The following is a 20,897-nucleotide window of genomic DNA, read 5'->3' as shown; positions in this document are numbered from 1 at the left end:
GGGTATTAAGAGGTATTTCTCTAGATTTTTAAATTTTATTATGGCTATCTGGTTAACTCTGTGCGGCGTAATTGTACTTATAGCTTACCTTTTGGGTTCTTTTCCCACTGGATACATTGCTGTGAAGCAGTTAAAGGGTATTGATATTCGGCAAATTGGTTCGGGTTCCACTGGCGCAACTAATGTGCTAAGAACCTTGGGGAAAGGGCCAGGAGCATTCGTTTTAGTACTTGATTCCTTAAAGGGAGTATTAGCGATCGCTCTAGTTTACTGGTTATTCAATTTTGCCTCAAGTCAAAATTTTATCCCCCCAAGGGTAGATGTACAACTGTGGCAACCGTGGATCGTAACTTTAGCTGGGTTAGCTGCCATCTTGGGACATAGTAAATCGATTTTTTTGGGCTTTACGGGTGGTAAATCTGTTGCTATCAGCTTGGGGATTTTGTTGGCTATGAGTTGGCAGGTAGGTTTAGCAACAGCCGGTGTGTTTGCCGTTGTTGTGGCGATATCGCGGATTGTCTCTTTGAGTTCAATTGCAGGTGCGATCGCAGTTTCCATTTTCATGGTATTTTTGCATCAGCCGTTACCCTATATTCTGTTTGGGATTGCCGGCGGATTGTATGTGATTTTGCGCCATCGCACTAATATTGAACGACTGTTTGCTGGTACTGAGCCAAAAATTGGGCAAAATGTAGCGACGGAACCAGAACAAATAGCTTAATTTACCACCTGTAAATATATTTTTTGTTCAGCCAGGTTTAAGCTTAGGAATGAACGTTCCCTTTAATTAAACGGTGGATAAGGCGGCAAGGCCAGAAAAAAGCTCCACAAATACTTACTGAGGCGACGGCAGCCAAAACTCGCCAACTTGAACTAGGGTCAGTGGGAGATTCTGAAGGGCGATCTTGTGTACTTTTAGCTAGTTCTGGTACTGAACGAGATAGCTGACTGGCTGTAGTTACCCCTTCAATTGCTGCTCCAATGAGATAAGCTACTAGGGCAATTACTAGCCAGTGATTCATAATATTCAACTGTTTGAACTCTGAGCGTATGCTTGGCAGTGAGCAATCGATTTCTCGTGCTAATGATTGCCGCCTTGCCCGAAGGATAACCGACCTTCAGCCGTATCACGAATAAGAGGCAGTTTAGATTTTATATAAGTATTGAGGCTGCTATCTGCCTGGGCATCAATTACCTGCTTTGCTTTTAACTGCTGGAGGAGCAATTGTACTAAAGCTGCATCGTCAAAATGGAGCAGGGTGTTGACCTGGGTAGACTCGATTACAGTCCAAAGCTGTTGCATCATTTTAGCAGTCACCATGAGTCTGTAACCTCTTAAGCTTTTCTTTATATTTACACAGATTTAGAATTTGTGGTTATCTTTTATCTGAAGATTTATAAAGATGGCGGCTGGGAACGGCTGATTAAGCCAATACATTTAAATTCTAGCGTTTATCAAGCGCTTGTTATGGAGTGATTTCCGTCGCCCTGTAGGGTAATTTTACTAAAAGTTTATTGTGAAACTCTGACACAAGAGGCTTCTTTACCAGAAGGATCGGGAAAAACAGCTAAAGTGTGATATTCAGGGTTATCTGTTCCATACATCACTCGAAAAGTATACAACTTATTTTTCCCTTGCGCTTCAGTAACAACTGTTAAAAGTGTATTGCTAGTGGTTGGAAGCCCAGGAATATCCAGTTTTTTAATTCGTCTGAGTTGAATGACATTCGCTGCTGAGTTTTTACAATCTCCTGCACTATTATCAGGTTTGGAACCAAACTGCATACACACTGGCCCATCAAAATCCATAGTTACCTGTGATGGATCGTTTAACCAAACTTTTTTAATTACTTCTCCAGCCGGAATAAAGCTTAAGTTTGTTCCTTGTTGATACGAAACATCAATTGTAGGTATTAGTCCGCCTAAGCCTTGCGCTTGGCAGGAAAAGATGGAACGCAGAACGGCGTTATTAGCTACAGCCCGACCTGCCAATAACAATATAGCAACCGAGAAAATTAAGGAAGCTATTGGTAGGAAATAAGAATTATTTAGCGTATTTCCTGACAAGTTAGTATTCTTTTTCATCGTTGCAAATGGAGGACATTGGTAGATAAAACAAGTGGAGACAATGCAGATAGAAAGAAAACTATTACCAATTACCATTACCCAATCAACAATCTAAAATTGGTATAAATTCTAGCTCCTAAAATTGGGTTACTTGGTTAACGTATATTTCAATATTTGTACCGGCTGGCAAAAACCAAACATTTGTTTGTTGTGACATTTGGGCGATCGCCTGTTGATTGCGTTGGGCAATTTGGGGTACTACAGAGTTCAAACCACCTTCTACAACACCAGCTGCAAGGTTGCGTCTGTTGGTAGTCACAGTTGTAAGTTGGCTGCTGCTGCTGGTAGTGCCATCGGCGTTGGTAACTGTTGAAATAAGTGGTTGGAGTTCGGTGTCACTGCGATTTATTAACTCTGCGGCTTTGCTAATACCTCCCAAAACGAATAGTCCTGCATCCATTGATGCTATGGACGAACTTTGACTGGGAAATTTATTTGCGATTAAAGGTTTACCTTGGGTACCGCGAATAATAATTGCATTGGTGGGTAAGCTTCTTTCTGTAAGGTTGCCATTATTTTGCGAGACAACTTTTACTACATTCATCTGTAAAAAACCTTGTTCGGAAAGGGAACGAACTTCAGTTAAGAATTCGGTGTTTGCAGGTAGAGCGATCGCACCATCGGTAGATTTTAGCGGTTCTTTCAATCGGATCACAAAGACATTTTTCCCTTCACCTGCGTCATTCCCATTACTTGACTTAGTAGTTTCTCCAAATATTGCGGTTGCCAAAACAGCCTTGGCGCTGGTTCCTACTGCTACAGATTTCTGTCCCTGCTGTTGCGCTTGACTAACCACAGGAGCAGGAGTTTCTGGTTGTGGAGTTTGTTCGGGATTGGGGTTTGGCGGCTGTCGTTGCACCTGGCTATCATTTGGAGGTGCATAAGTAGCTGCAACATTACTAGGTTGATCGGTGACATTTACTTGACCGTAGCTACCTAATTTTGCTAACTTTGCCCATTCTTCAAGTGGGCTTGGTGGCGGTGGTGAAGTTGTAATGACTACGGGTTGAGTCTCTGGCTTCACAACTGGTAGCTGGGCTATTGGCAAAGGTTGAGAAACAGGCACTTTAACGATGCGCTCGACTGTGACTGTCCGAGGCACGTAAGCTATTGGTGGGGATGTTGGTATCACTCTCTGTCTACCTCTGGAAGAAACTAACGGTTCTGGTTGTACGGCTACTGTAGGCGTTGGTTTTGCCATTCTGAGATTTTGTTGGGCGGCTTTCACTAACTCTGCTTGTTCAGTTAGAGCCAATTTCGTTTTAAGAGTATCTACTTCGCTTGCTAGCTGTTGAGAGCTAGATTCATTAATTGGCTGCGATCGCGCTTGGGGAGAAACAATATTTTTTGGTTTTTGACTGCTAGTGTTCATCAACTGAGACAAAAACAAACCAGCCACCAAAACTACAGCTAAGGTACCAGCCCCCACTAAACCTAATTTTGCAAAAGGGTTAGATGAAAGAGGTTCCTTCGTTTGAACTTCTTGTGGTTGAGAAAGCGCTTCTTGCGGCGTTGCAGAGTCTTCTGAAACTTCGGTATAGCCAGAAGAAGATTCTTCTTCAAAGCCCACCAACCTTGCCATCCGCGATTCCCAATCAAAAGATTCGACAGATTCTATTTGGCGATCGTCGGTAGTTAGAGTAAATAGATTTTGTGGAGGAGTTTCTGCGGGAATTGAATATCTAGTCATGGTAGAACTTGGTTGGGATTCCCAGAACAATTTTTATCTTGAATTTCACAGACATTATAAATTTCTAACCTAGCTTCACCGAGGCGGTAAGCTGCGAAGTGCAATGGTAGTGCTGCATTTGGTAGTGAAGTTGCTGGTTCATCTATAGCTTTAACTAGAATTTGTTTATTAAAGGAAACTGATTTTCCCAACTTATCATAACCGTTAAAGATTAATTGATTGGCGAGGATCTCCACTTTCCACTTTCCATCGCCTATTTTGGTAGGTTGTGAAACTTTTTGTATTACTAATACATTCTCGTTTCCTCTAGTAACGGTTTCAAATTGGCTATCTGGATTTAAATTAGTAATTTCTGACTTAAGCTTTTGTTTAAAATCATCAGCTACCAGTTGGGAACTAACTTCCCAGACCTCTGGTGGCGGCTGCTGCTGCGACCAAGTAAGCATTAAGCTCATAGTTTCACCCACAAAGCGCCGAATCGTCTCTGGTTGTCGCTCTAAATTTTGTTGTGGGTCTACTGTTATAACGCGACCATCAACAAGTTGTACTAAACTTTGAGGTGTAAGTTGCCGACTTAACTGTTGTAACATAGACCCGTTAAATATTAGTAATAGCAAGGTAAACAGATGCAAACCAAATGTTCCTACTGCTAAGACTGGTAAAGGGTTATTTTTTTTATTTTCTGGTTTAAGTAGCTGCATTAGGAATTTATTTTTTATATTAAAATTTAACTATTATCAATGAAATTAGAAATTGATTATCTTATGAAGCTACCACTTCTACTTCTGCATTCTTTTAAACTCTCTTCATTCAAATTATTGTAGTCATCTAGCAAGCATAAATTACGAATCTCATAAATTTCTAATTTATCAGATCGGGTACTATAAATAGCTTTTTGCAAAATAGTACTATTGCCGACTTGTGGGTTAGCGAAATAATCTGTTGCCCGGACAAGCAAATCTTTATTAAAAGGAGTTATTAGTTTTGCATCACCAATTCGTTTTTTTTGAATTAAGTCAGCTACCATACCTACTCGCCACTTACCTGGGGCAATTTGTTTTGGTGGATAAACCCGCTTAATAACTAATTGTGATGTCATAACCAGGCTGGGGTTTTCAGAGAAAACTTCTGGCGGTGTCATTTCTGCAACTGTGCTTAAGAAACCTTTGCGAAAGTCTTCTGATAAGGCAAAACTAGCTATCCAACTGCTAGTACTAATTTTTTGGCTACTGCCTTGGGGTGTTCTAATCGGAATTCCTAAATCTGCTTTTGGGTTGGCAAATTCTTCGATAGTTTGTGCTGGTAAAATTCCAGACCAGCTAAACATTGATATCATCGTTTTGCTGATGAATCGGCGAATTACTTCTGGTTCTCTTTCTAAATCATCAATATTAGCTACTGGTTTCCCATCTATTAATTGCACAAAGTTGGGAGGTTTTCTCAGACTGAGTTGACGAATATTTATGCCTTGAAATATGAAGAAAAGTAAAACTAATATATGTAAACTGAAGGTAGCGATCGCAAAAACTGTCAAAACACTTCCTATTCTTTGCTTTTTTTCTAGTAAACGCACCATTTACTCATCTCCTCCTCCAAAAAAACTTCAGCTATTATATATAATAATTTGCATATATTCAGCAGCTAGGAGACTAGCCAAGACTAGATTATTCTTTTGGGATTTTCCATTCCTTATATCCTTTCCTTGACTATAGAAGCCGTATTATTAATAGCACTGAAGACTGCGAAACCGCCAGCAGCAGCCACAAGTAACGATAAAATTGGTGCTAAAATTCCCAGAAAAATTATAAACCACATTAAGTCTGGATCAACATTAGCATCTTGTCCTGGCCCATTGACAATAACTGCGGCAGTTAGCACAGCAATAATATTGAATGAAATCTTGGCGATTCCAATAGATAAAAATCCGGTTAGCCATGCAAAGATTGGTTTCCCAGCTACAGGTAGTAAAGATCCACCTACAGCTATTGGCCCTAAAGCTGCTATTAGCAACATAGTAGCTTCTATCAAATTTTGAAACGCATATTGTAAGGAAACTAAAAAGTTTTTGATGCTTGTTTGGACTGTAGAACCTAACAAGGAATTAAAAGACGCTTCTGATACAAAGCCAGTGCCATATCTAATATTATCTACCTTATTTTGCAGTCTAATTATCCAGCTTTTATTTCCATAATTATCTCTATATTTCTGCCATAGAACATTTACTTTTTCAGCAGCTTTGACAAAGCATTGACTTTGTTGTTCGCCAGTCAGTGATTCACAAGGACGCAGCAAAGAACCGGCTATGTCTTCAGCAATACTCATATTCAGTGCTTGCTGATACATTTTGTCTGCATCTGCGGATGCCACAACTTGCTGATTCACAGTATTTAAAAAATTCCGTACTCCCAGCGTCAAATTAGAAAGTATACTTCCAGTACCTGAATTACTTAATAGGATTACCACTAGAAAAGGCCAAATCAAAGCTGATATTGGACGGCTATATTCGTAGGATATTAAATCTTTCAGGAATTGTAGCATAAAAAATAACAACGTTCCGACTGCAAAAAAAATACCCAGGTTTGTTATAGCTCCATACAAGTTATTAGTGGTATTATTTTGTAATAAATCTAGCCATTGTTTATCCCAACCTTGAGCAATGCTTTGGGAAGTTGCGACACCATTATCAAGAACATCATCAATGCCTACTTGGGCAAAAATTAGTTGAATAGCAAGTTTCATTTTGATTTATTTTATATTTTTTGTATTCGCAGAGTAACAATATTATTGATAGGAGGTGTTTGTTAAGCGAATTAGATTCGCTCGTTTTATAACTGCTGATTTAAATGTATGTTACATCCTAACGAAATCATAATTTTTTGAATCATAAAATTTTACTTATTAACTTCTCTTCCAAACAAATCTATTTGAGAAGTAGCTCGTAAAAGTCGTGCCGCTTCTGTAGATGTTTCTACTCTCCGAGCGCGATTGGCTTCTTCTGTTTGTTGTGAAATAGTGGCCAAATTTAAGTTAGAATATTGCAAAGCCTGTTCTAATTGCGTAGATTTTGCGTATGATTCGCCAACAATTTTTATCTGCTCTTTTTGGATTTTAAGTGTTTCTTGATTAGCAGCTAGTAATGTACCTAAACCCTCAGCAATTGCTGTTTGTGTAGGATCAATTATTCCTTGGATATTCTTAAGACCTGCTAGAACTTTTTGCTTAAATTTATCAATTTCGCTATCTAAATCATTATCATTGTTGACATCTGTAACCCGCTCAATAGCTTGTTGAATATTTTCTAACTTTGCTTTTGACCGAATCTGTCCATTATTACCAAGAAGGCTTTCTGCTGCTCCACGGGTAACTACACGATTCAATTCATTACCAACTAAATTTCCACGCACGGCGGCATTATTTTCAAACTTATCCGATCTGGAGTAGAGAGTAGAATCATCACGAACTTGTTTTCCCGCAGCGACAGGGTTAGGTATATTCAATTCTCCCCTGGTATTATTCAGAGAATTTTGACTTTGTGTTTCTACAGTGTCGCTCAGATTATATTGAAGATAGTTTTGCAAATCTGTGGAATATGATTGAAAATCAGTCCAAACCTGTCCTAATCCACCTGTCTGAACTTGTGCCATTGCTGGTATAATTGCCAGGGATAGCAATGTAAGAGTAAAAATGGTAGTTTTTCGCATATAATCTATGCCTAAAAATGTAGATGAGATTAAGTAGTAAATCAGAAATTTGGTTTGAAATATTACTTGTAAGTTTTTAGATTAACTACTACGTAAGTTAGCCACTAACTGACGTGCAAATGCAGAAATAGCTTCATATTTATCTGTGTGAACTTGCATCATTTTGCTCCGCGCAGTTTGTTCAGATGGGTTATTCGCAACTGCTGCCAATTGTTCGTAACCTGGATAATAACGGCAGAATGTATAAATACCGTTATCATCTAACAGCCATTGGCTATAAACACTTTCTTTGCGTGGGAAAAAGCTTTCTGAGGCATTACGAGAAATAATATTACGGGGATATTTTAAGATGTCTGCAAAACTATCCACTGCAACTGGCTGGATGCGTCCAATCAATCGTGTTGTCAAGTTTTGCAAAATTTTAGATGCAGCTTTAGATTTGGCAATGGTGTCAGGATCTTGTCCTGATAAGATAACTCTGATGCCGGCTTTGGCGCCGTTAGCACAAATTCTACCAACTAAGTCGGAAATTTGCTCAAATTCAAATAAAATTGGTGCTTCGTCAATGAAGAATATAGAAGCTGGACTACTTAATGCGCGTCGTAATGCTGCTGAATAGGCACTCAGAGATAGTACGGCTGCATCTTCACTATCTGATAAGTTCCTGAGAGCAAAAACTAAAAGTTGTGCATCGGTAGGAAAGCTAGATGGTGCAGAAATAGCTTGTCCCACACGGCTAGAAAGCCAAAACCGTAAGCGGAGTTGAATTTGACTGAGAGCGTCTTCTACTCTGCCACTTAAAGACTCTAGCTGCAAGTGTTCTGGCGAACAGAAATAGAGAAAATCTTTTAAGGTAGGGGTTTTTTGCCAAGCAAGAGTGCCAAATCCTCCCGCCATCGCTTGCCGATATCGCTCTTTGATGCCTTCATCTGTAAAGAAGGCTTCTAGGGCCAAGTTGAGCAGCGATCGCACGGTTTGCGATAAAATTTGACTTTCAGTGGACGATCCTAAAACCATTGTCATTAACGCTGATTCTAGAAAGGCGGTATAATCGTTAAAGCGATCGCGTTGTTGTTCTGGATCTAGCGATCGTAAATCTGGCTGTTCAAATAAGTTATTCGACTGTTTGGAGATATCAAAATAGGCTCCATTCCCCTCCATGAACTCTGTATAGTCTGTGAAAGTTGATGTCCCATCAGGTTTAGGGAAATCTAACGCCACTACAGGAATGCCATGCGCCAAAGCCTGAGTTAAAATCCCTGATACCAACACCGACTTACCAGCACGAGTTGTAGCAAATAAAGCTAAATTTTTGTGTTGATTAAACAAATCTAAATGTACGGGTGTTCCACCTTCTTCTGCAATCAATTCAAAACCTTGTTTATCACCCCGTTTAGTTAAAACTAAAGGCATTAATCCGGGAACTTCACTTGTTAAATATAGCTGGCGACGGTTAAAGGGTGTAGCTAACAAACCTTCCCAAACTATTGGTAGAGTTTGGAGCCAAATTTTCCAAGCATACTCAGTTTCTCTAATTATCCTTGCTGGACGTTGAAAACAGTTTTCAATATACCTTGTTGCCTCATCTAATTTTTCGACAGTGGGACGATGTACCAAAATAGCAATACTCGTATAAATCGGAACTGCACCTTCAAATAATTGTTCTTGTGCCGCCACCGATTTTTTCAACTTCAATTGAGCGTTGACATCAATAGTTTTACTTTTTTCTTGAGCCATGATTGTCGTCATGTTTGACTGCTTCAGCACTCGTTGCAGAGTCGTTTTCACCATTGCTGGATTTGCGGCAGTCAACTCACAAAAAATTTCTGTATCTACTACTCTTTCTCTGGCCAACAGTTCCCATAAATAACGCAGTTGGGAAGATTTATTTGGCCAACCTCCCGGTTTTTCGAGAAATGATAGTGCGCCTATATAACGATTGTTAACATTAACCCAGCGACGGTCGGCACAAGGTACGCTAGACTCCATCAGCAGAGTTGTGCCGTGGATATTGTCTATCAGCAATTTAGTACTAGCTAAATCTGAATTAACTTGCTCGTGCAGTCCTTGTTCATCTAAAGTCATCAACTGGGGAATATCTATTGGCTCTGTATCATTAAACCTTCTCCACACCTCTTTCCAGAGTTCATTAGCTGTCAAAGGTTTGACATCCAACCCCATTTGGTTAGATAAAATTTGTTCCCAGCGCAGAAAACCCTGCTTGTAAGCATTTGTGATTAGAGTTTCGATCCGCTGGTTTTCTACTTCTGATAGTTCACCTTTGAATTTCAACCACCATGATTCAGCTTTGACTAAGAGCTTCTCTATCCAATCATCCGCATGTTGCGAGTTAGATTCAATGGTGTAAGTAACATAAATTCGCAAAAATTTAGGCTTCCGAACACCAGAAATAGTTAGTTCTTTGACTCTGGCTCTTTCAGCCATCAACAAATATTTAATATCTCGTGATGCCGCATTTCTGATTAGCAATGCTAATTCTTTTTGGCGCTCTTTGTCGGAACTAAAAGATCCCAAATGCAGCGTCATTCTTTCACCGCTAGGGATATCTTTTAATCCAGCTTCAATGTTATTAAAAAGTGTATCGATTTGTTCGGGTCTTAAGGTGGTGTGAATTCCCCTACAGTCAAAACCAAAAACAAAGCAAAATCGGTCTTTTTGAGTACCTTTTGTCAATAAATACGCGCCAATATCGCGTCCATTCATGGCGACACGTAGCATTGTTGCCAGGTGTAAGGCATCTTCAAATGGTGTTAATCTACTTTCACTTCCGGCGATGCCGACGCTTTGTTTTCCGATTTTTTGCTTCATGGTTAACTTCCAGTAAGCTTTGATAACGAGCAAAGCCTCTTGTCCAAGCGGGAACGCCAATAAATTTACTTAAAAAACTCCAACTCCTACCACCAGTTAAAATCCACCAAGTTCCTATTCCCCAACCAGTAATTAGTACTGTCCACAACCATTTTTGAAATTCTTCTTGGAAAAGACCTCCAAAAATTCCATTAATAATAAAATAGGAGGCTAGGGCAATTACCGTCCAAGGAAGAATTTGGTCGGCAGGAATTGGCCCTAACGAAGGTTGGCTTCCCAGAACCTGATTAACTGGACGAAATTCTTGTTCCCGCTCTTGAGACATTTGAAATATCTGAATTATTTACTGCTATCGCCAATTACAAAGCGTGTGAGTACATCAGCAATAGTAACAGCAACAACCACTAATAGGGGAGTCCTGGCGATGCTTTGCCAATCTTCATCTTTCCGCACTGCATTAATCACGCCAACCAGGGAGATTGCAATATAGAGTAAGTAAATTGCCCGCAACACATTAAATATCAAACTTACAGCTGTGTTGCTACCACCACTATTTGTTGTAGAACCATCACTTAAGGTTTTTTTGAAAAACTTTTCAGCTTCTCCAAAAAACTGTGCTTGTGCAGGGGCTGCAAAACAGTCTAACCAATATAAACTCAGAACGATCGCTGCTGCTAAAATTTGTAATAATATTAGCGATCGCTTGGGTAAATTCAACTGCTGCCCAACTTGCTGGGTGATGACTGCAATTAAACTACCAACGAGTAAACAAAAAAGTAGGATAGGACTTTTTAGGCTGATAACGCTAACGAATACGGCACAAGCAATCAAAAAAGGTACAGATTCAACCAGAATAGTCAGACAGTATTTAAATACCAGTCTTAACTTGTGAGATTCTTTCGCCGCACTACCAGTTAAAGCTTTGAAAAAGTTTCTCTCGTGAGAACTTTGTCTAAACATTTGCTAATTTTCCTATGGTGTACTATAATTAACCTTTTCTATATCAAATTTTAAAGCTACTACAATTTAACATGCTTTAACATTCATTCATTAATCAAATTATGAACTTGTAGTAAAGTTCTACATTCTACATTAGTATTATGAAGTTAAGTTAACATAATATTAAGGTTTATATAAAACTAAATATATCTGATTTGAAAAGCTAGATTGCAAACCTCAAGCTTGAACTGCTAGAGTCTTTATCGATCTTGAGAATCTTCTCATACAAATAGTCTCGTCTCGATCAACTAGCTTCAAAGCCTTGACTTACCTTACGGATATCTAAGCAAAGTGCTATAAATATACTGTAATTTTGCGTAGACGCACAGAAATTAGCTAGCGCAGTCTTAAAGTTTTCCTTGATGAGCGACGGGAGCAATGCGATTTTGTGAGGTGGGTAAGCAAGGGAGGCAGGGGGGGAATCAAGAAATTAAGTGTATTTTGGACTATCTTGGCAGCAAAAATTACTAAATATTTCTCTTTACTCCCCCTGCCTCCCCTACTCCCCCTTCCCCAAGTGCTCATTGGACGATGATCTCACTTTTTCGCGTTGCTCCCTGAGCGACTGGCATTAGCGTTCGCGCCGCGTCTCGTAGAGAGGAACCAACGTCGTAACGAGTGCCGAATAAAAAGTAAAATTAGACCGACTCTCCTTCGGGAACGCTGCGCGCGCGAACAGGCATGGAAAAATGAATGCATATTTTCGAGCCTCAAGTGCCACAAGAAATAATGCATCCTTACTTCAATACCCTAAATTTATCTATGGAGTAGCTCAACACTCTAGAACAGGAGGACTTGTCAAGAGACATGGTTCTTTGAGTGGCTCTCTATAGAGTGGATATTTGTGAATATGCTCAAGGAGATTTTCATTATTGTAGAAAAATGGTAAATTTTAATATTTACGTTCTACCATTTTTCTACACGCAGATTTGATTTGGAACTAGATTACAAACTTAAACACAGTTCCTTTATCAGAAGTACCGCCAAAAGAGGCGGTACCGTAAAAGGCACCATTCGAGAGCTGAATTAGCGTAGACTCTGGCGTTGCCCCATTATTAGTGCCACTAAAACTAATTAAGCCAGTGATGGTTGCCCCAGTCAGCTGATAAATAGCTCCTTTGTTATTTGCCCCACCAGCAGAAGCTGTGCCATAGAAGTTACCATTGCTTGCCTTTATAAGTGCAGCTGTTGGGTTAGCCCCATTAGTGCCATTAAAACTGGCAACTAAAACGGGTGTACCACCACCGAGCGGAACCTTGAATATGGCTCCCTTGTTGTTGGCTCCACCCAGTTTAGCAGTGCCGTAGAGAAATCCGCTAGATTCAATTAATCCCGACTGCGGATTTGCTCCATTAGCGCCACTAAAGCTATATGAAGTTAGTGTTCCTGTGGGAGTTAACTTAAACACAACTCCTTTAGCACTTGTTCCACCGACAGAGGTAGTGCCGTAGTAGTTTTTATCGGTAGCCAGTTGCAATCTTGCTAATGGGGTTGCTCCATTAGTACCGTTGAAGTTTACGACAGTGGTGAGTGGACCGCCACTGGTTGGAACCTTAAATACAGTTCCTTTATTATTGACCCCACCTGTAGAGCTTGTCCCCCACAGATTACCATCGCTGCCCGTAATCAGTCGGCCTGCTGGGTTAGCCCCTGGATTTATCCCACCAGTGCCTGTGAAATTCACAAGAGTTGTCAGGGTTGAATTTACCAACTTAAACACGGTGCCGAAGTTACTTGTACCACCTGTAAAGGTTGCCCCATAAAAATTGCCATCGGCTGCTTGGAATAATCTAGCGACTGGATTAGTTCCTTTGTTGATTCCAGATGTTCCGGTGAAGTTTATCAGAGTGGTCAGAGAAGTGTAAGCAGTAGGAGCCAACTTGAATGCAGTTCCATTACCAGAAGTACCGCCAGCCGAAGTAGTTCCATAAAGATTGTCATCAGTACCGTTACCCTTAAGTACACCAGCTCTTGGTGTAGCTCCGTTGGTGCCGTTGAAATTTACAACAGTGGTCAATGTTACAGCAAACGCTTGTTGCAAGGGTAGTACTAATGAAGAAGCCAAAATAGTCAGGGAAGTTAAAATCAATACCCTATTTTTGCTTTGGTGTGGTTTGTACAGATTAATCTTGTTCATTGAATACCTCAAAAAAGTTTAGTGGAGACGGAATCGTAGCTAGTTCTAACGGATTTTGTGATGGCTGCTACTCATAACTAATACCAATTTGAAAACTTATCGCGACACATAGAAGCTACGGCGCAGCGTCCCCAAGAGAGATGCTGACACCAACAAAGAAGCAAGTGGCGTGCGAGTGGCCAAACCCAACACTTCAATATCTTGTATGCATTGGGTTTAACTCCATAGCCTACAAAATATCGCTACAACTCAATCTAAGTATTGAGCGACTTATTATCTAAAAACTGGTATAATTTTTCGACTCATACACTAAAAATTAGTGCAGTAAGTTAGGCATTAGTGAAAAAATGCCTTAGATGTTGGTATAGCAACTATTTCAAAAAGACTGAGAAAGCCTCTTTGTACCTACATCACGAAATCCGTACTAGCACTGAGTCAATAACCTGAATTGCACGATTAATGATTTCGTTAAGTAGCATAAACAACTATTTATTTTTTGGATGTCGTGAAAAACACAAAAAACAGTCAAAAATCCACAATTTTGGCATAAATAGCTGTGAAATTAAATTTAATTCAGTTTACATATTGTGCTTTTTGTCAAGTAAATTGATGAACCTCATTAATTTTATTAAATACTTGTTAAAGCCTCTCAAAAAATATTAGCAAACAAAAATTAATATAATATCATATAAGCAAAATTTTTGTATTTTCTCTGAGCAGAGTAATAAAATAGCTACAAAAACCACTTTTAAAATATTTCTAAATTCCAGAAATATATTTATTTTTTTTAATCATTTCATAACGTCATCATGACTTGAGCTTTACCTTAACATTCTACTGTTTATTTCGTTGGCAAAATTTAATAGCTATTAGCTATAGCAGCATTACAAATATTTGTGAAATACTGACTTTCTTTACTTCGCACCTTAGCGGTAGTTTGTAGCAAACTGCTGCATATCTAGATTAAAGGAAGTAAGTTTCATAATTCAGATGAGACTGCCATGCCGAATAAGTAAGTGGGTAAAATTAAACATGGCTTTCTGGGAATAAAAGACTGAGAATGCTCATTTGGGTATGATTTATACTACCTAATAGCTGCTCCCTTATCCTAAAGCTACTGAATGTTTATTTATACAAACTTACATTAAAATGTAGAGCTTTTAACTAGCAAAAATCATTTTATATGGTGCTTAACTCCCTAGCAATATATAAAAATTTGCTTTCTATCTGCTCTACTTTATTCAGATGTTTATGCAAACTTTGGATTTATTAATAACCTTTTTGTGCAAGTTTGTTTTGTTTAAAAAAGGTTGTTTTTAATTGTCAGTTTGACACTTGAGTTTTCTTTGATAGGGTGTTTAACCAGAAATTAATTTGAAGGAGTTTGATATGGTTTTCTATCGCGATCGTCAATTGACCTCTTTGGCAAGTTCAATTTCTGTACTTGCTATAACAATTGGTTTAGTAGCAGGTCAATCTGTTAGTGAGAAATCTCTAGCTCAGACCTCCACTACTCCTCCTCCAACTGGAGTAACCTCCATAAATGGTGCAGGTGCAAGCAGTGTAAATACTTTGTTTGTTGGTACAGGAACTACCTATCCTCTTGCCCCAAAAGGCTCATGGTTTAACGCTTACGGCGTTGGAAATCCTCCAACCCTAAACAATAATGTACCCCCAGCCATAGCCGGATTTCCTAACGGAACCTATGGCCCAGTCAATACGAGCGTCACATTTAGATATGCTTCGGTTGGTAGTGGTACAGGAGTAACATCTTTTTTGACTCAAACCCCACCACCTGCTACTGGTGCTACAATCAACGCCCCAGTTTCTTTTGCAGCTACTGACGCTCCCCTAACAGGCGCAGAAAGAGTTACTGGCAGTCCTAACGATGTTCCCACCCCCGCAGGTACGCCCCAAAACCCAGTTCCATACATTCAAATACCTGTAATAAGTGTCGGAATCGCGTTATCTTACAACCCCACTGGTTTAAATGTACCAGCAGCTGGAATTAAGCTTTCACGAGCTACTTATCTTGGTATTCTTAACGGCACAATCACAAATTGGAACGATCCCAAAATTAAGGCGGATAACGGTGGCGCAATCATTTCAGTAAATAAGCCCATCGTTGTAATCTATCGTAGTGATAGTAGTGGTACAACTTTTGCTTTAAGCAGTCATCTGAAGGCAGCATTTGGTGCTGCATGGAACAGAGGGATTGGTGAAAAAAGTATTAGTTCCGCCACCATACCCAATCCACTACCAGCTAATACAGTTGTTTGGCCAGCTACTTTCCAATCTGCTTCAGGTGGTGGAGGTGTAGCTACCAAGATTAAAGCTACTGCTGGTGCAATTGGTTATGTGGATAGTGCTACGCGGTTAGCTAATAGTCTGCAAGCTGCTGTCTTACAGAACAAGTCACTTGCTTACACTGCCATCTCAACAACTACAATTTCCAATGCTTTTGTAGGTGCGACTGACCAAGATACAAATGCTCGGCGGATTAAACTCGTAGTCACCGATCCAACCAGTGCAACTGCTTATCCGATTGTTACCGCAAGCTACTTGCTATTTTATGATAAATACGCAAATGCTAGTATAGCAACTGGTATTAAAGGATTTATCAACTGGGCTTTAGGAGTACCACCTGTTCCAGCACCAGCAGATGTGACAACCAACCCAAACTCTATAGCTATAGCTCGTGGATATGCGCCTCTGCCTGATACTATTAAAAATCAGGCTCGAACCCTTGTAAACACTTACGTAGATACTACTTTTAACCCAGCTCCATAATTGCGTGAATACTGTTTTTGGGATTCATCTTCCTTGTCTCTCTAAAATGTTGACAAGGGCATGAAAGTTATGCCCCGAGATTATATTTAAGATCTTGGGGTTTTATTTAGGCAATTTATATCAATAGCTTGTAATAACACCCTAATTTTTTTTTAAAATTACTGAGAAAATATGCGAATACAGGTGATATTTAAAAGCTCCCAGTTAAGTATCATATCAACTTTTATAATTTAAATACAGATAGTCTGTTGAATATTTTTAACCACCAAAAAAGGTGAACAAAGGAGTATTGGGATCGCCAATGGATGAATCTCACAACTACCATCAGCTTGTTCGTCTTTAACATTTTTGTGTGGTAGCATCTTAGGCTGGGTACTGACTACAAGCTAAAATCAAGATTTGAGCGAACCAAAAGCAGTGCCTATCTTACTTTATGAGATGCTGCGATCGCACTAACTATTCATCCTCTGTATCTTTAATTATCTAAAAGTCAGAATGGAATACAACCTTACTGCTGTGGTAGCCTAACATCCATAGATAGGGTCATACATAGTTAAAAAACTTCAATCGTCAACTATGTTATAATGAAATAGTTGAGAAATATTTTCGGTCATGTAACTGACTATCTAGAGGCTTCTCCGAATCTAAATCTCTACAAACTTGGGTTCTGGAGGTGTTTTGTGTCAGTTTATATTGCAAATTTATCTTTTAAAGATGAGAGTCTTTAAATATTGTAAAAATTTAAATTTTTAGCGAACAGAAGTGTATTGTAATACGTTGCGTGAAACTAATACCTCTCACTTTAAAAAAATGTGCTAAAAAGAACAGACAAGTTTAGTGTGTCACAAATCCAGACAACATACAGATAGTACTTTAACTTATGCCAACGGATATAATTACCCGTCCTGAGTCACTCACAGAAGATTGTTTCTTTACTTATGCCCTTGGGACTGATTTGCACGATACTCAATCGACAGCCCAATATTTACGCAGAATCAGAAAAGAAGATAAACCCTATATCGACATAGCTGTTTCTCCCAGACCGGGTTATCGGTTTGAGGTTTGCCTTATTCCTGTTGAAGGGTTCGCAAAGGAAACAATATTGACAAAAGACGGATTCGCTAAAGCTTTAGCGATTATTTGTGCTGTATCTAATAAAGCTAGGAAACGATTCCCTTCAGGAAATGGACAAGAAATTGTCCGGTGTCAATTTAGCAACTTAGCTGATGCAGTCGCTGTAGCGAACAGATTGTCTGCATTGCCTTCTGATATGTACGAAACTCTTGCCAAACTACCAAATGCTTTGTAAGATTGTGTCCGCTAGAAGATTTATGATTAAGACTGACGCAAAGACATTTTAATGGTAAGTAGACGGACAAGAGAATAAAAAACTCAATCGTTCATATTTCGTCTGTTACGAAAAGTCTTGTATAACAAGCTTTTTAAGCTTAATGTACGATTTTTGTGTTTTTGTATTACCGATAATTCAAAGTGAACCTTTTTTATGCCTATCAGCCCTTTGCGTGAAGAACCTCGTAACCAACGAGCGCCTGTAATTCGTACAAGTAATGAATTTATTCTTTTAGAATGGCTAAAGTCAACTGGTCGTCTAATCGAGCGCGAACATCAAGAATCTGAGTATCTAAATGAAGTAGAAGAAATTTCAGAAATGATCGACCTTGACGATATTCCTTACGATCATGATGATGACGATTCTGATATGGAAATAGAAGCGTAATTTGTAATTCGTAATTCGTAATTACCGTACAGCAGACGTTTAATTTTCGCTGAAATGCTAAGATTCCCGATTTTTTTGAGAGAATTCGGGAATCTGAGTATTAAAATGCGAGTGGGTTTAATTCTTGGACTTGAGTAATAAATAAAATAATTGTCCATTGCTGACTGTGACACCAGCCCGATCGCCTGCTAATTTTCCAGTACCTAAAAAATAATCTACCCTACCTGCACCTTTAATTGCACCTCCAGTATCTTGGTCAAGAACATAGCGGCTAATGATGCGCTCCTCCATTTTTCCGGTAGGATTAGGAAAGGGAATAGAAGCACGAATCAATGCTAAAGCACCTGGAGGCATGAGAGATTTATCTGTAGCGATAGAACGCTCTGCTGTTAGTGGTACGTTGATAGAACCTTGGGCTGGCTCGCCGTGATTTTCTTGAAAAAAAACAAAGCTGCGATCGCGCGGAATATAAATATTTAATTCTTGGGGATGCTTTTGAAAATAATCGAGAATAATTGGCAGAGTTATACCTTCTAGTGGTAATTTGCCATCATTTACTAATTGTCGGCCCAGACTTGTGTAATTATAAGCGTTATTGCCAGCATAGCCGATCGCTGTCTGAGTTCCATCGGGAAGCTGAAGTCGCGCTGAACCTTCAATTTGAGCTAAATATGGTTCAAGGCGATCGCGCAACCAAAACAATTCTAATCCTCGCAATTTCCCTTTTGCACCTTGTAAACCATCCGCTCCTTCTAATTCTTCGCGTGTCGGATGCGGTTTAGTCCAAGAGGTTAAATCAGGAGGTAATCGATAAACAGGATAACGATATTCTGGTGTGGGGACGCGACTGGCTGCATAAAGTGGTTCATAATAGGCGGTGAATAATACGGAACCTTTGGTGTTATTACCGACTGACTGATAAAGAACAAATTCCCGCTCAATGGTTTGATGTAATTCTGTTGCAGAATTGGTTGTGAGCAGGAGTTCGCGGAATCTTTTTAAGCTTTTGAAGACGCGATCGCGCGTAATCCCCGCCACCGGATAGTTTTGATAAGCAGTCGCAGCATTAGCAGTTTGCAGGTATTGGAGACTGTGAGCGATCGCACTCACCAGCGCCTTTTTGTCTGGTATTTTTCCATAGAGAAGTTCATCGAAACAAGAGGTATCACCTTGACAACAAGTAACTGGTAGTCTCTGGATTAATGGTGCTTTTTGGTTTTCACCAGTCAAGGAAACTGGTATATCCCACTTTTTCACCCGACATTCTGGTGAGATGAGTTCCTGATGCACCAAAGATTGCATCCGCACCAGGAAAATCGACAAAACTACAGGTAAGCTGATAGCGATAACTTTGCTAAACTTTCCTAACTCAGCAAGTATCTTTTTCATCAAAATTCAAACTTTTTGAAATTATCCCACTTTACCCAAATTCAAAAACCAAAAACCAAAAATTTCCCCCAGTCCCCAGTCCCTTATTCATTCATATTACGATAAGTGGCAACTGCGGAAGGCGATATCCGATTCAAATATCGGAATATCCAATATTTGAAAATGGTATCTAAAATCACTGGAAATGTAGCAATAAATAAGAAGATAAAATCTCGATTTGCTGGTAATCCCCAATGACGTGATACACCTTCTAACAGTACTTCCCAGCCATGAGGAGAGTGGAAACCTACAAATATATCAGTAAACAGAATGATGATAAATGCCTTAGCACTATCACTAAGCCCATAGACGATATTATCAAAGAAATCTTTGACTACAGCAATAGAAGACTTGCTGACAAGCAAAAGCCAGATAAAAGCACCCACCGAAAACATATCTGCAAAAACATTTTTGATAGCATTCGAGCTTTCGTGACGAAATTCTTCAGCGAGCTCTCCAGCCTTATTTGCCATTTGAGTTTCCATCTGTTCAGACGACAGTGGAGGAGCATTTTTGATGAGATTTTCAAACTTGAGCTTTTCTTCAAATCTTTCTAATTCTTCAAGGGCTTCCTCTTCCATTTCGGAATTGAGGAATATCTGCATTTGCTCGCTACTTCTAAAATGCTCAACAGATGGCCCTACTACGAAAGCTTTTGCTATCTGATGCGTCAAAAGTGGTACGATAATCAATAGTAAAATAAACCTGATAGATATTATTGTTCTTCTTTGAGTCTGACGAAAATTCTGAATTACTTCTTTTTCAGCATTAGGGTCTAATTCAACTTGCAGACGAGTGATAGTACTTAAAATCGAACGAGGTAAAACGCCTGTTGTATCAATTTTACCCTTTGGTTTTGGCTTTTTCTCCGAGTCTTGAGTTGGTATTTTTGGTGGTAAGGTGGGAACATTTACAAGCAGCGATTTTTCGTCAGATATCGCATTAACTGGTAGATTTGGAGGTTTAACTACTAAAGCATTAGAAGTTATTTGCTCAGAATTTATTGTGTATTTAGATATAACTCGATCGATAAAGTTTAGCTTTTCCAAAACTAAAGAAGGACTGGGATGCTCTATACCTGCTTTCTCAGCAGCTTTTTGATTCTCTTCATTTAGAAACCAACGGCTTCCTTTAAACTCTGTCAGCCGCATTTTGGCAATTTTTAATAGCTTGTTGAGGTCTGACTCAAAATAATCCATCACGCTCTTACTGTACGTGGCTGAGTCAATGTCTATTTTATTACCATTGAAATGCTTATCTTCTATTTCCTTAATCTTTAATGCTGCATCGTAAGCTTCATGTAAAGAACGTTCAGGAGTCTGTAAGTACCATCGATAAGCAGCAAGCAAGAAAGAATAGATTTTTTGGCTAAAAACAGAATTTTTCATTGCAGATAATCATCCAGCATTATTTGGTGATTCTTAACCTTAAGTTAACGCACGAGGTATACTAGCAAAT

General features: G+C 39.3%; 18 protein-coding genes. 4 read left to right on the top strand and 14 right to left on the bottom strand.

Features of this window, described 5'->3' with window-relative positions:
- Nucleotides 1-40 precede the first annotated feature (40 nt).
- A complete protein-coding gene (gene plsY / locus V7K42_RS10615) occupies nucleotides 41-721 on the top strand; it encodes a glycerol-3-phosphate 1-O-acyltransferase PlsY (protein ID WP_334915937.1) in 681 nt (226 codons plus the stop codon).
- Nucleotides 722-764: 43 nt separating this feature from the next.
- Here plsY and V7K42_RS10610 read toward each other — a convergent pair whose 3' ends face one another.
- The 12 genes from V7K42_RS10610 to V7K42_RS10555 form a co-directional block, all read right to left on the bottom strand.
- Nucleotides 765-1,022 (bottom strand): hypothetical protein, encoded by a 258-nt coding sequence (locus V7K42_RS10610; RefSeq protein ID WP_334915936.1) that lies wholly within the window; start codon nucleotides 1,020-1,022, stop codon nucleotides 765-767.
- Nucleotides 1,023-1,081: 59 nt separating this feature from the next.
- Nucleotides 1,082-1,321, bottom strand: a complete 240-nt coding sequence (locus tag V7K42_RS10605) for a hypothetical protein (protein WP_094330019.1) — start codon at nucleotides 1,319-1,321, stop codon at nucleotides 1,082-1,084.
- A gap of 191 nt (nucleotides 1,322-1,512) precedes the next feature.
- Nucleotides 1,513-2,085 carry a hypothetical protein gene (locus tag V7K42_RS10600; RefSeq protein ID WP_094330018.1) on the bottom strand — a complete coding sequence of 191 codons (573 nt, stop codon included), beginning with the start codon at nucleotides 2,083-2,085 and terminating at the stop codon, nucleotides 1,513-1,515.
- Between the two features lie 118 nt (nucleotides 2,086-2,203).
- Nucleotides 2,204-3,817, bottom strand: a complete 1,614-nt coding sequence (locus V7K42_RS10595) for a hypothetical protein (RefSeq protein ID WP_334915934.1) — start codon at nucleotides 3,815-3,817, stop codon at nucleotides 2,204-2,206.
- Entirely contained in the window at nucleotides 3,814-4,518 is a 705-nt protein-coding gene (locus V7K42_RS10590) for a hypothetical protein (RefSeq protein ID WP_334915932.1), read from the bottom strand. Before V7K42_RS10590 ends, V7K42_RS10595 begins: the two co-directional genes overlap by 4 nt.
- A gap of 56 nt (nucleotides 4,519-4,574) precedes the next feature.
- Nucleotides 4,575-5,393: a hypothetical protein gene (locus V7K42_RS10585; RefSeq protein WP_334915930.1), complete on the bottom strand. Its 819-nt coding sequence runs from the start codon at nucleotides 5,391-5,393 to the stop codon at nucleotides 4,575-4,577.
- 113 nt (nucleotides 5,394-5,506) lie between these two features.
- Nucleotides 5,507-6,556 (bottom strand): hypothetical protein, encoded by a 1,050-nt coding sequence (locus tag V7K42_RS10580; protein ID WP_334915928.1) that lies wholly within the window; start codon nucleotides 6,554-6,556, stop codon nucleotides 5,507-5,509.
- A 152-nt stretch (nucleotides 6,557-6,708) separates the two neighbouring features.
- A complete protein-coding gene (locus V7K42_RS10575) occupies nucleotides 6,709-7,518 on the bottom strand; it encodes a hypothetical protein (RefSeq protein WP_334915926.1) in 810 nt (269 codons plus the stop codon).
- Nucleotides 7,519-7,599: 81 nt separating this feature from the next.
- A complete protein-coding gene (locus V7K42_RS10570) occupies nucleotides 7,600-10,347 on the bottom strand; it encodes a hypothetical protein (protein WP_334915924.1) in 2,748 nt (915 codons plus the stop codon).
- Entirely contained in the window at nucleotides 10,301-10,672 is a 372-nt protein-coding gene (locus V7K42_RS10565) for a hypothetical protein (protein WP_094330011.1), read from the bottom strand. Before V7K42_RS10565 ends, V7K42_RS10570 begins: the two co-directional genes overlap by 47 nt.
- Before the next feature lie 14 nt (nucleotides 10,673-10,686).
- The gene (locus tag V7K42_RS10560; RefSeq protein ID WP_334915922.1) at nucleotides 10,687-11,307 is read right to left on the bottom strand and encodes a hypothetical protein; all 621 of its coding nucleotides are present in this window, start codon (nucleotides 11,305-11,307) and stop codon (nucleotides 10,687-10,689) included.
- Between the two features lie 979 nt (nucleotides 11,308-12,286).
- Nucleotides 12,287-13,483, bottom strand: a complete 1,197-nt coding sequence (locus V7K42_RS10555; protein WP_334915920.1) for a choice-of-anchor tandem repeat GloVer-containing protein — start codon at nucleotides 13,481-13,483, stop codon at nucleotides 12,287-12,289.
- Nucleotides 13,484-14,872: 1,389 nt separating this feature from the next.
- On the opposite strand from V7K42_RS10555, the gene V7K42_RS10550 reads away from it, so the two are divergent.
- The 3 genes from V7K42_RS10550 to V7K42_RS10540 all read left to right on the top strand — a co-directional run bounded on the left by V7K42_RS10550 (nucleotide 14,873) and on the right by V7K42_RS10540 (nucleotide 18,011).
- The gene (locus V7K42_RS10550; protein ID WP_334915918.1) at nucleotides 14,873-16,273 is read left to right on the top strand and encodes a substrate-binding domain-containing protein; all 1,401 of its coding nucleotides are present in this window, start codon (nucleotides 14,873-14,875) and stop codon (nucleotides 16,271-16,273) included.
- An 880-nt stretch (nucleotides 16,274-17,153) separates the two neighbouring features.
- Nucleotides 17,154-17,582 carry a hypothetical protein gene (locus V7K42_RS10545; RefSeq protein ID WP_094330008.1) on the top strand — a complete coding sequence of 143 codons (429 nt, stop codon included), beginning with the start codon at nucleotides 17,154-17,156 and terminating at the stop codon, nucleotides 17,580-17,582.
- 195 nt (nucleotides 17,583-17,777) lie between these two features.
- The gene (locus V7K42_RS10540; protein ID WP_094330007.1) at nucleotides 17,778-18,011 is read left to right on the top strand and encodes a DUF3134 domain-containing protein; all 234 of its coding nucleotides are present in this window, start codon (nucleotides 17,778-17,780) and stop codon (nucleotides 18,009-18,011) included.
- Nucleotides 18,012-18,128: 117 nt separating this feature from the next.
- Here V7K42_RS10540 and mltA read toward each other — a convergent pair whose 3' ends face one another.
- A complete protein-coding gene (gene mltA / locus V7K42_RS10535) occupies nucleotides 18,129-19,400 on the bottom strand; it encodes a murein transglycosylase A (RefSeq protein WP_334915916.1) in 1,272 nt (423 codons plus the stop codon).
- A gap of 83 nt (nucleotides 19,401-19,483) precedes the next feature.
- Nucleotides 19,484-20,827 (bottom strand): proton extrusion protein PcxA, encoded by a 1,344-nt coding sequence (locus tag V7K42_RS10530; protein WP_334915914.1) that lies wholly within the window; start codon nucleotides 20,825-20,827, stop codon nucleotides 19,484-19,486.
- Nucleotides 20,828-20,897 lie beyond the last annotated feature (70 nt).

This window comes from Nostoc sp. (assembly GCF_036917455.1).
In the GTDB taxonomy this organism is placed as follows: domain Bacteria; phylum Cyanobacteriota; class Cyanobacteriia; order Cyanobacteriales; family Nostocaceae; genus Nostoc.
Note: the sequence above shows the minus strand (reverse complement) of the source record. Positions and strands in the feature narration are given on the sequence as shown.

What these genes read in the sequence shown, in the direction of transcription:
- V7K42_RS10570 (WP_334915924.1), bottom strand. Translation starts at nt 10,347, where the DNA reads ATGAAGCAAAAAATCGGAAAACAAAGCGTCGGCATCGCCGGAAGTGAA.
- V7K42_RS10540 (WP_094330007.1), top strand. Translation starts at nt 17,778, where the DNA reads ATGCCTATCAGCCCTTTGCGTGAAGAACCTCGTAACCAACGAGCGCCT.
- V7K42_RS10550 (WP_334915918.1), top strand. Translation starts at nt 14,873, where the DNA reads ATGGTTTTCTATCGCGATCGTCAATTGACCTCTTTGGCAAGTTCAATT.
- V7K42_RS10610 (WP_334915936.1), bottom strand. Translation starts at nt 1,022, where the DNA reads ATGAATCACTGGCTAGTAATTGCCCTAGTAGCTTATCTCATTGGAGCA.
- V7K42_RS10605 (WP_094330019.1), bottom strand. Translation starts at nt 1,321, where the DNA reads ATGGTGACTGCTAAAATGATGCAACAGCTTTGGACTGTAATCGAGTCT.
- V7K42_RS10565 (WP_094330011.1), bottom strand. Translation starts at nt 10,672, where the DNA reads ATGTCTCAAGAGCGGGAACAAGAATTTCGTCCAGTTAATCAGGTTCTG.
- plsY (WP_334915937.1), top strand. Translation starts at nt 41, where the DNA reads ATGGCTATCTGGTTAACTCTGTGCGGCGTAATTGTACTTATAGCTTAC.
- V7K42_RS10575 (WP_334915926.1), bottom strand. Translation starts at nt 7,518, where the DNA reads ATGCGAAAAACTACCATTTTTACTCTTACATTGCTATCCCTGGCAATT.
- V7K42_RS10585 (WP_334915930.1), bottom strand. Translation starts at nt 5,393, where the DNA reads ATGGTGCGTTTACTAGAAAAAAAGCAAAGAATAGGAAGTGTTTTGACA.
- mltA (WP_334915916.1), bottom strand. Translation starts at nt 19,400, where the DNA reads ATGAAAAAGATACTTGCTGAGTTAGGAAAGTTTAGCAAAGTTATCGCT.
- V7K42_RS10530 (WP_334915914.1), bottom strand. Translation starts at nt 20,827, where the DNA reads ATGAAAAATTCTGTTTTTAGCCAAAAAATCTATTCTTTCTTGCTTGCT.
- V7K42_RS10590 (WP_334915932.1), bottom strand. Translation starts at nt 4,518, where the DNA reads ATGCAGCTACTTAAACCAGAAAATAAAAAAAATAACCCTTTACCAGTC.
- V7K42_RS10595 (WP_334915934.1), bottom strand. Translation starts at nt 3,817, where the DNA reads ATGACTAGATATTCAATTCCCGCAGAAACTCCTCCACAAAATCTATTT.
- V7K42_RS10555 (WP_334915920.1), bottom strand. Translation starts at nt 13,483, where the DNA reads ATGAACAAGATTAATCTGTACAAACCACACCAAAGCAAAAATAGGGTA.
- V7K42_RS10560 (WP_334915922.1), bottom strand. Translation starts at nt 11,307, where the DNA reads ATGTTTAGACAAAGTTCTCACGAGAGAAACTTTTTCAAAGCTTTAACT.
- V7K42_RS10580 (WP_334915928.1), bottom strand. Translation starts at nt 6,556, where the DNA reads ATGAAACTTGCTATTCAACTAATTTTTGCCCAAGTAGGCATTGATGAT.
- V7K42_RS10600 (WP_094330018.1), bottom strand. Translation starts at nt 2,085, where the DNA reads ATGAAAAAGAATACTAACTTGTCAGGAAATACGCTAAATAATTCTTAT.
- V7K42_RS10545 (WP_094330008.1), top strand. Translation starts at nt 17,154, where the DNA reads ATGCCAACGGATATAATTACCCGTCCTGAGTCACTCACAGAAGATTGT.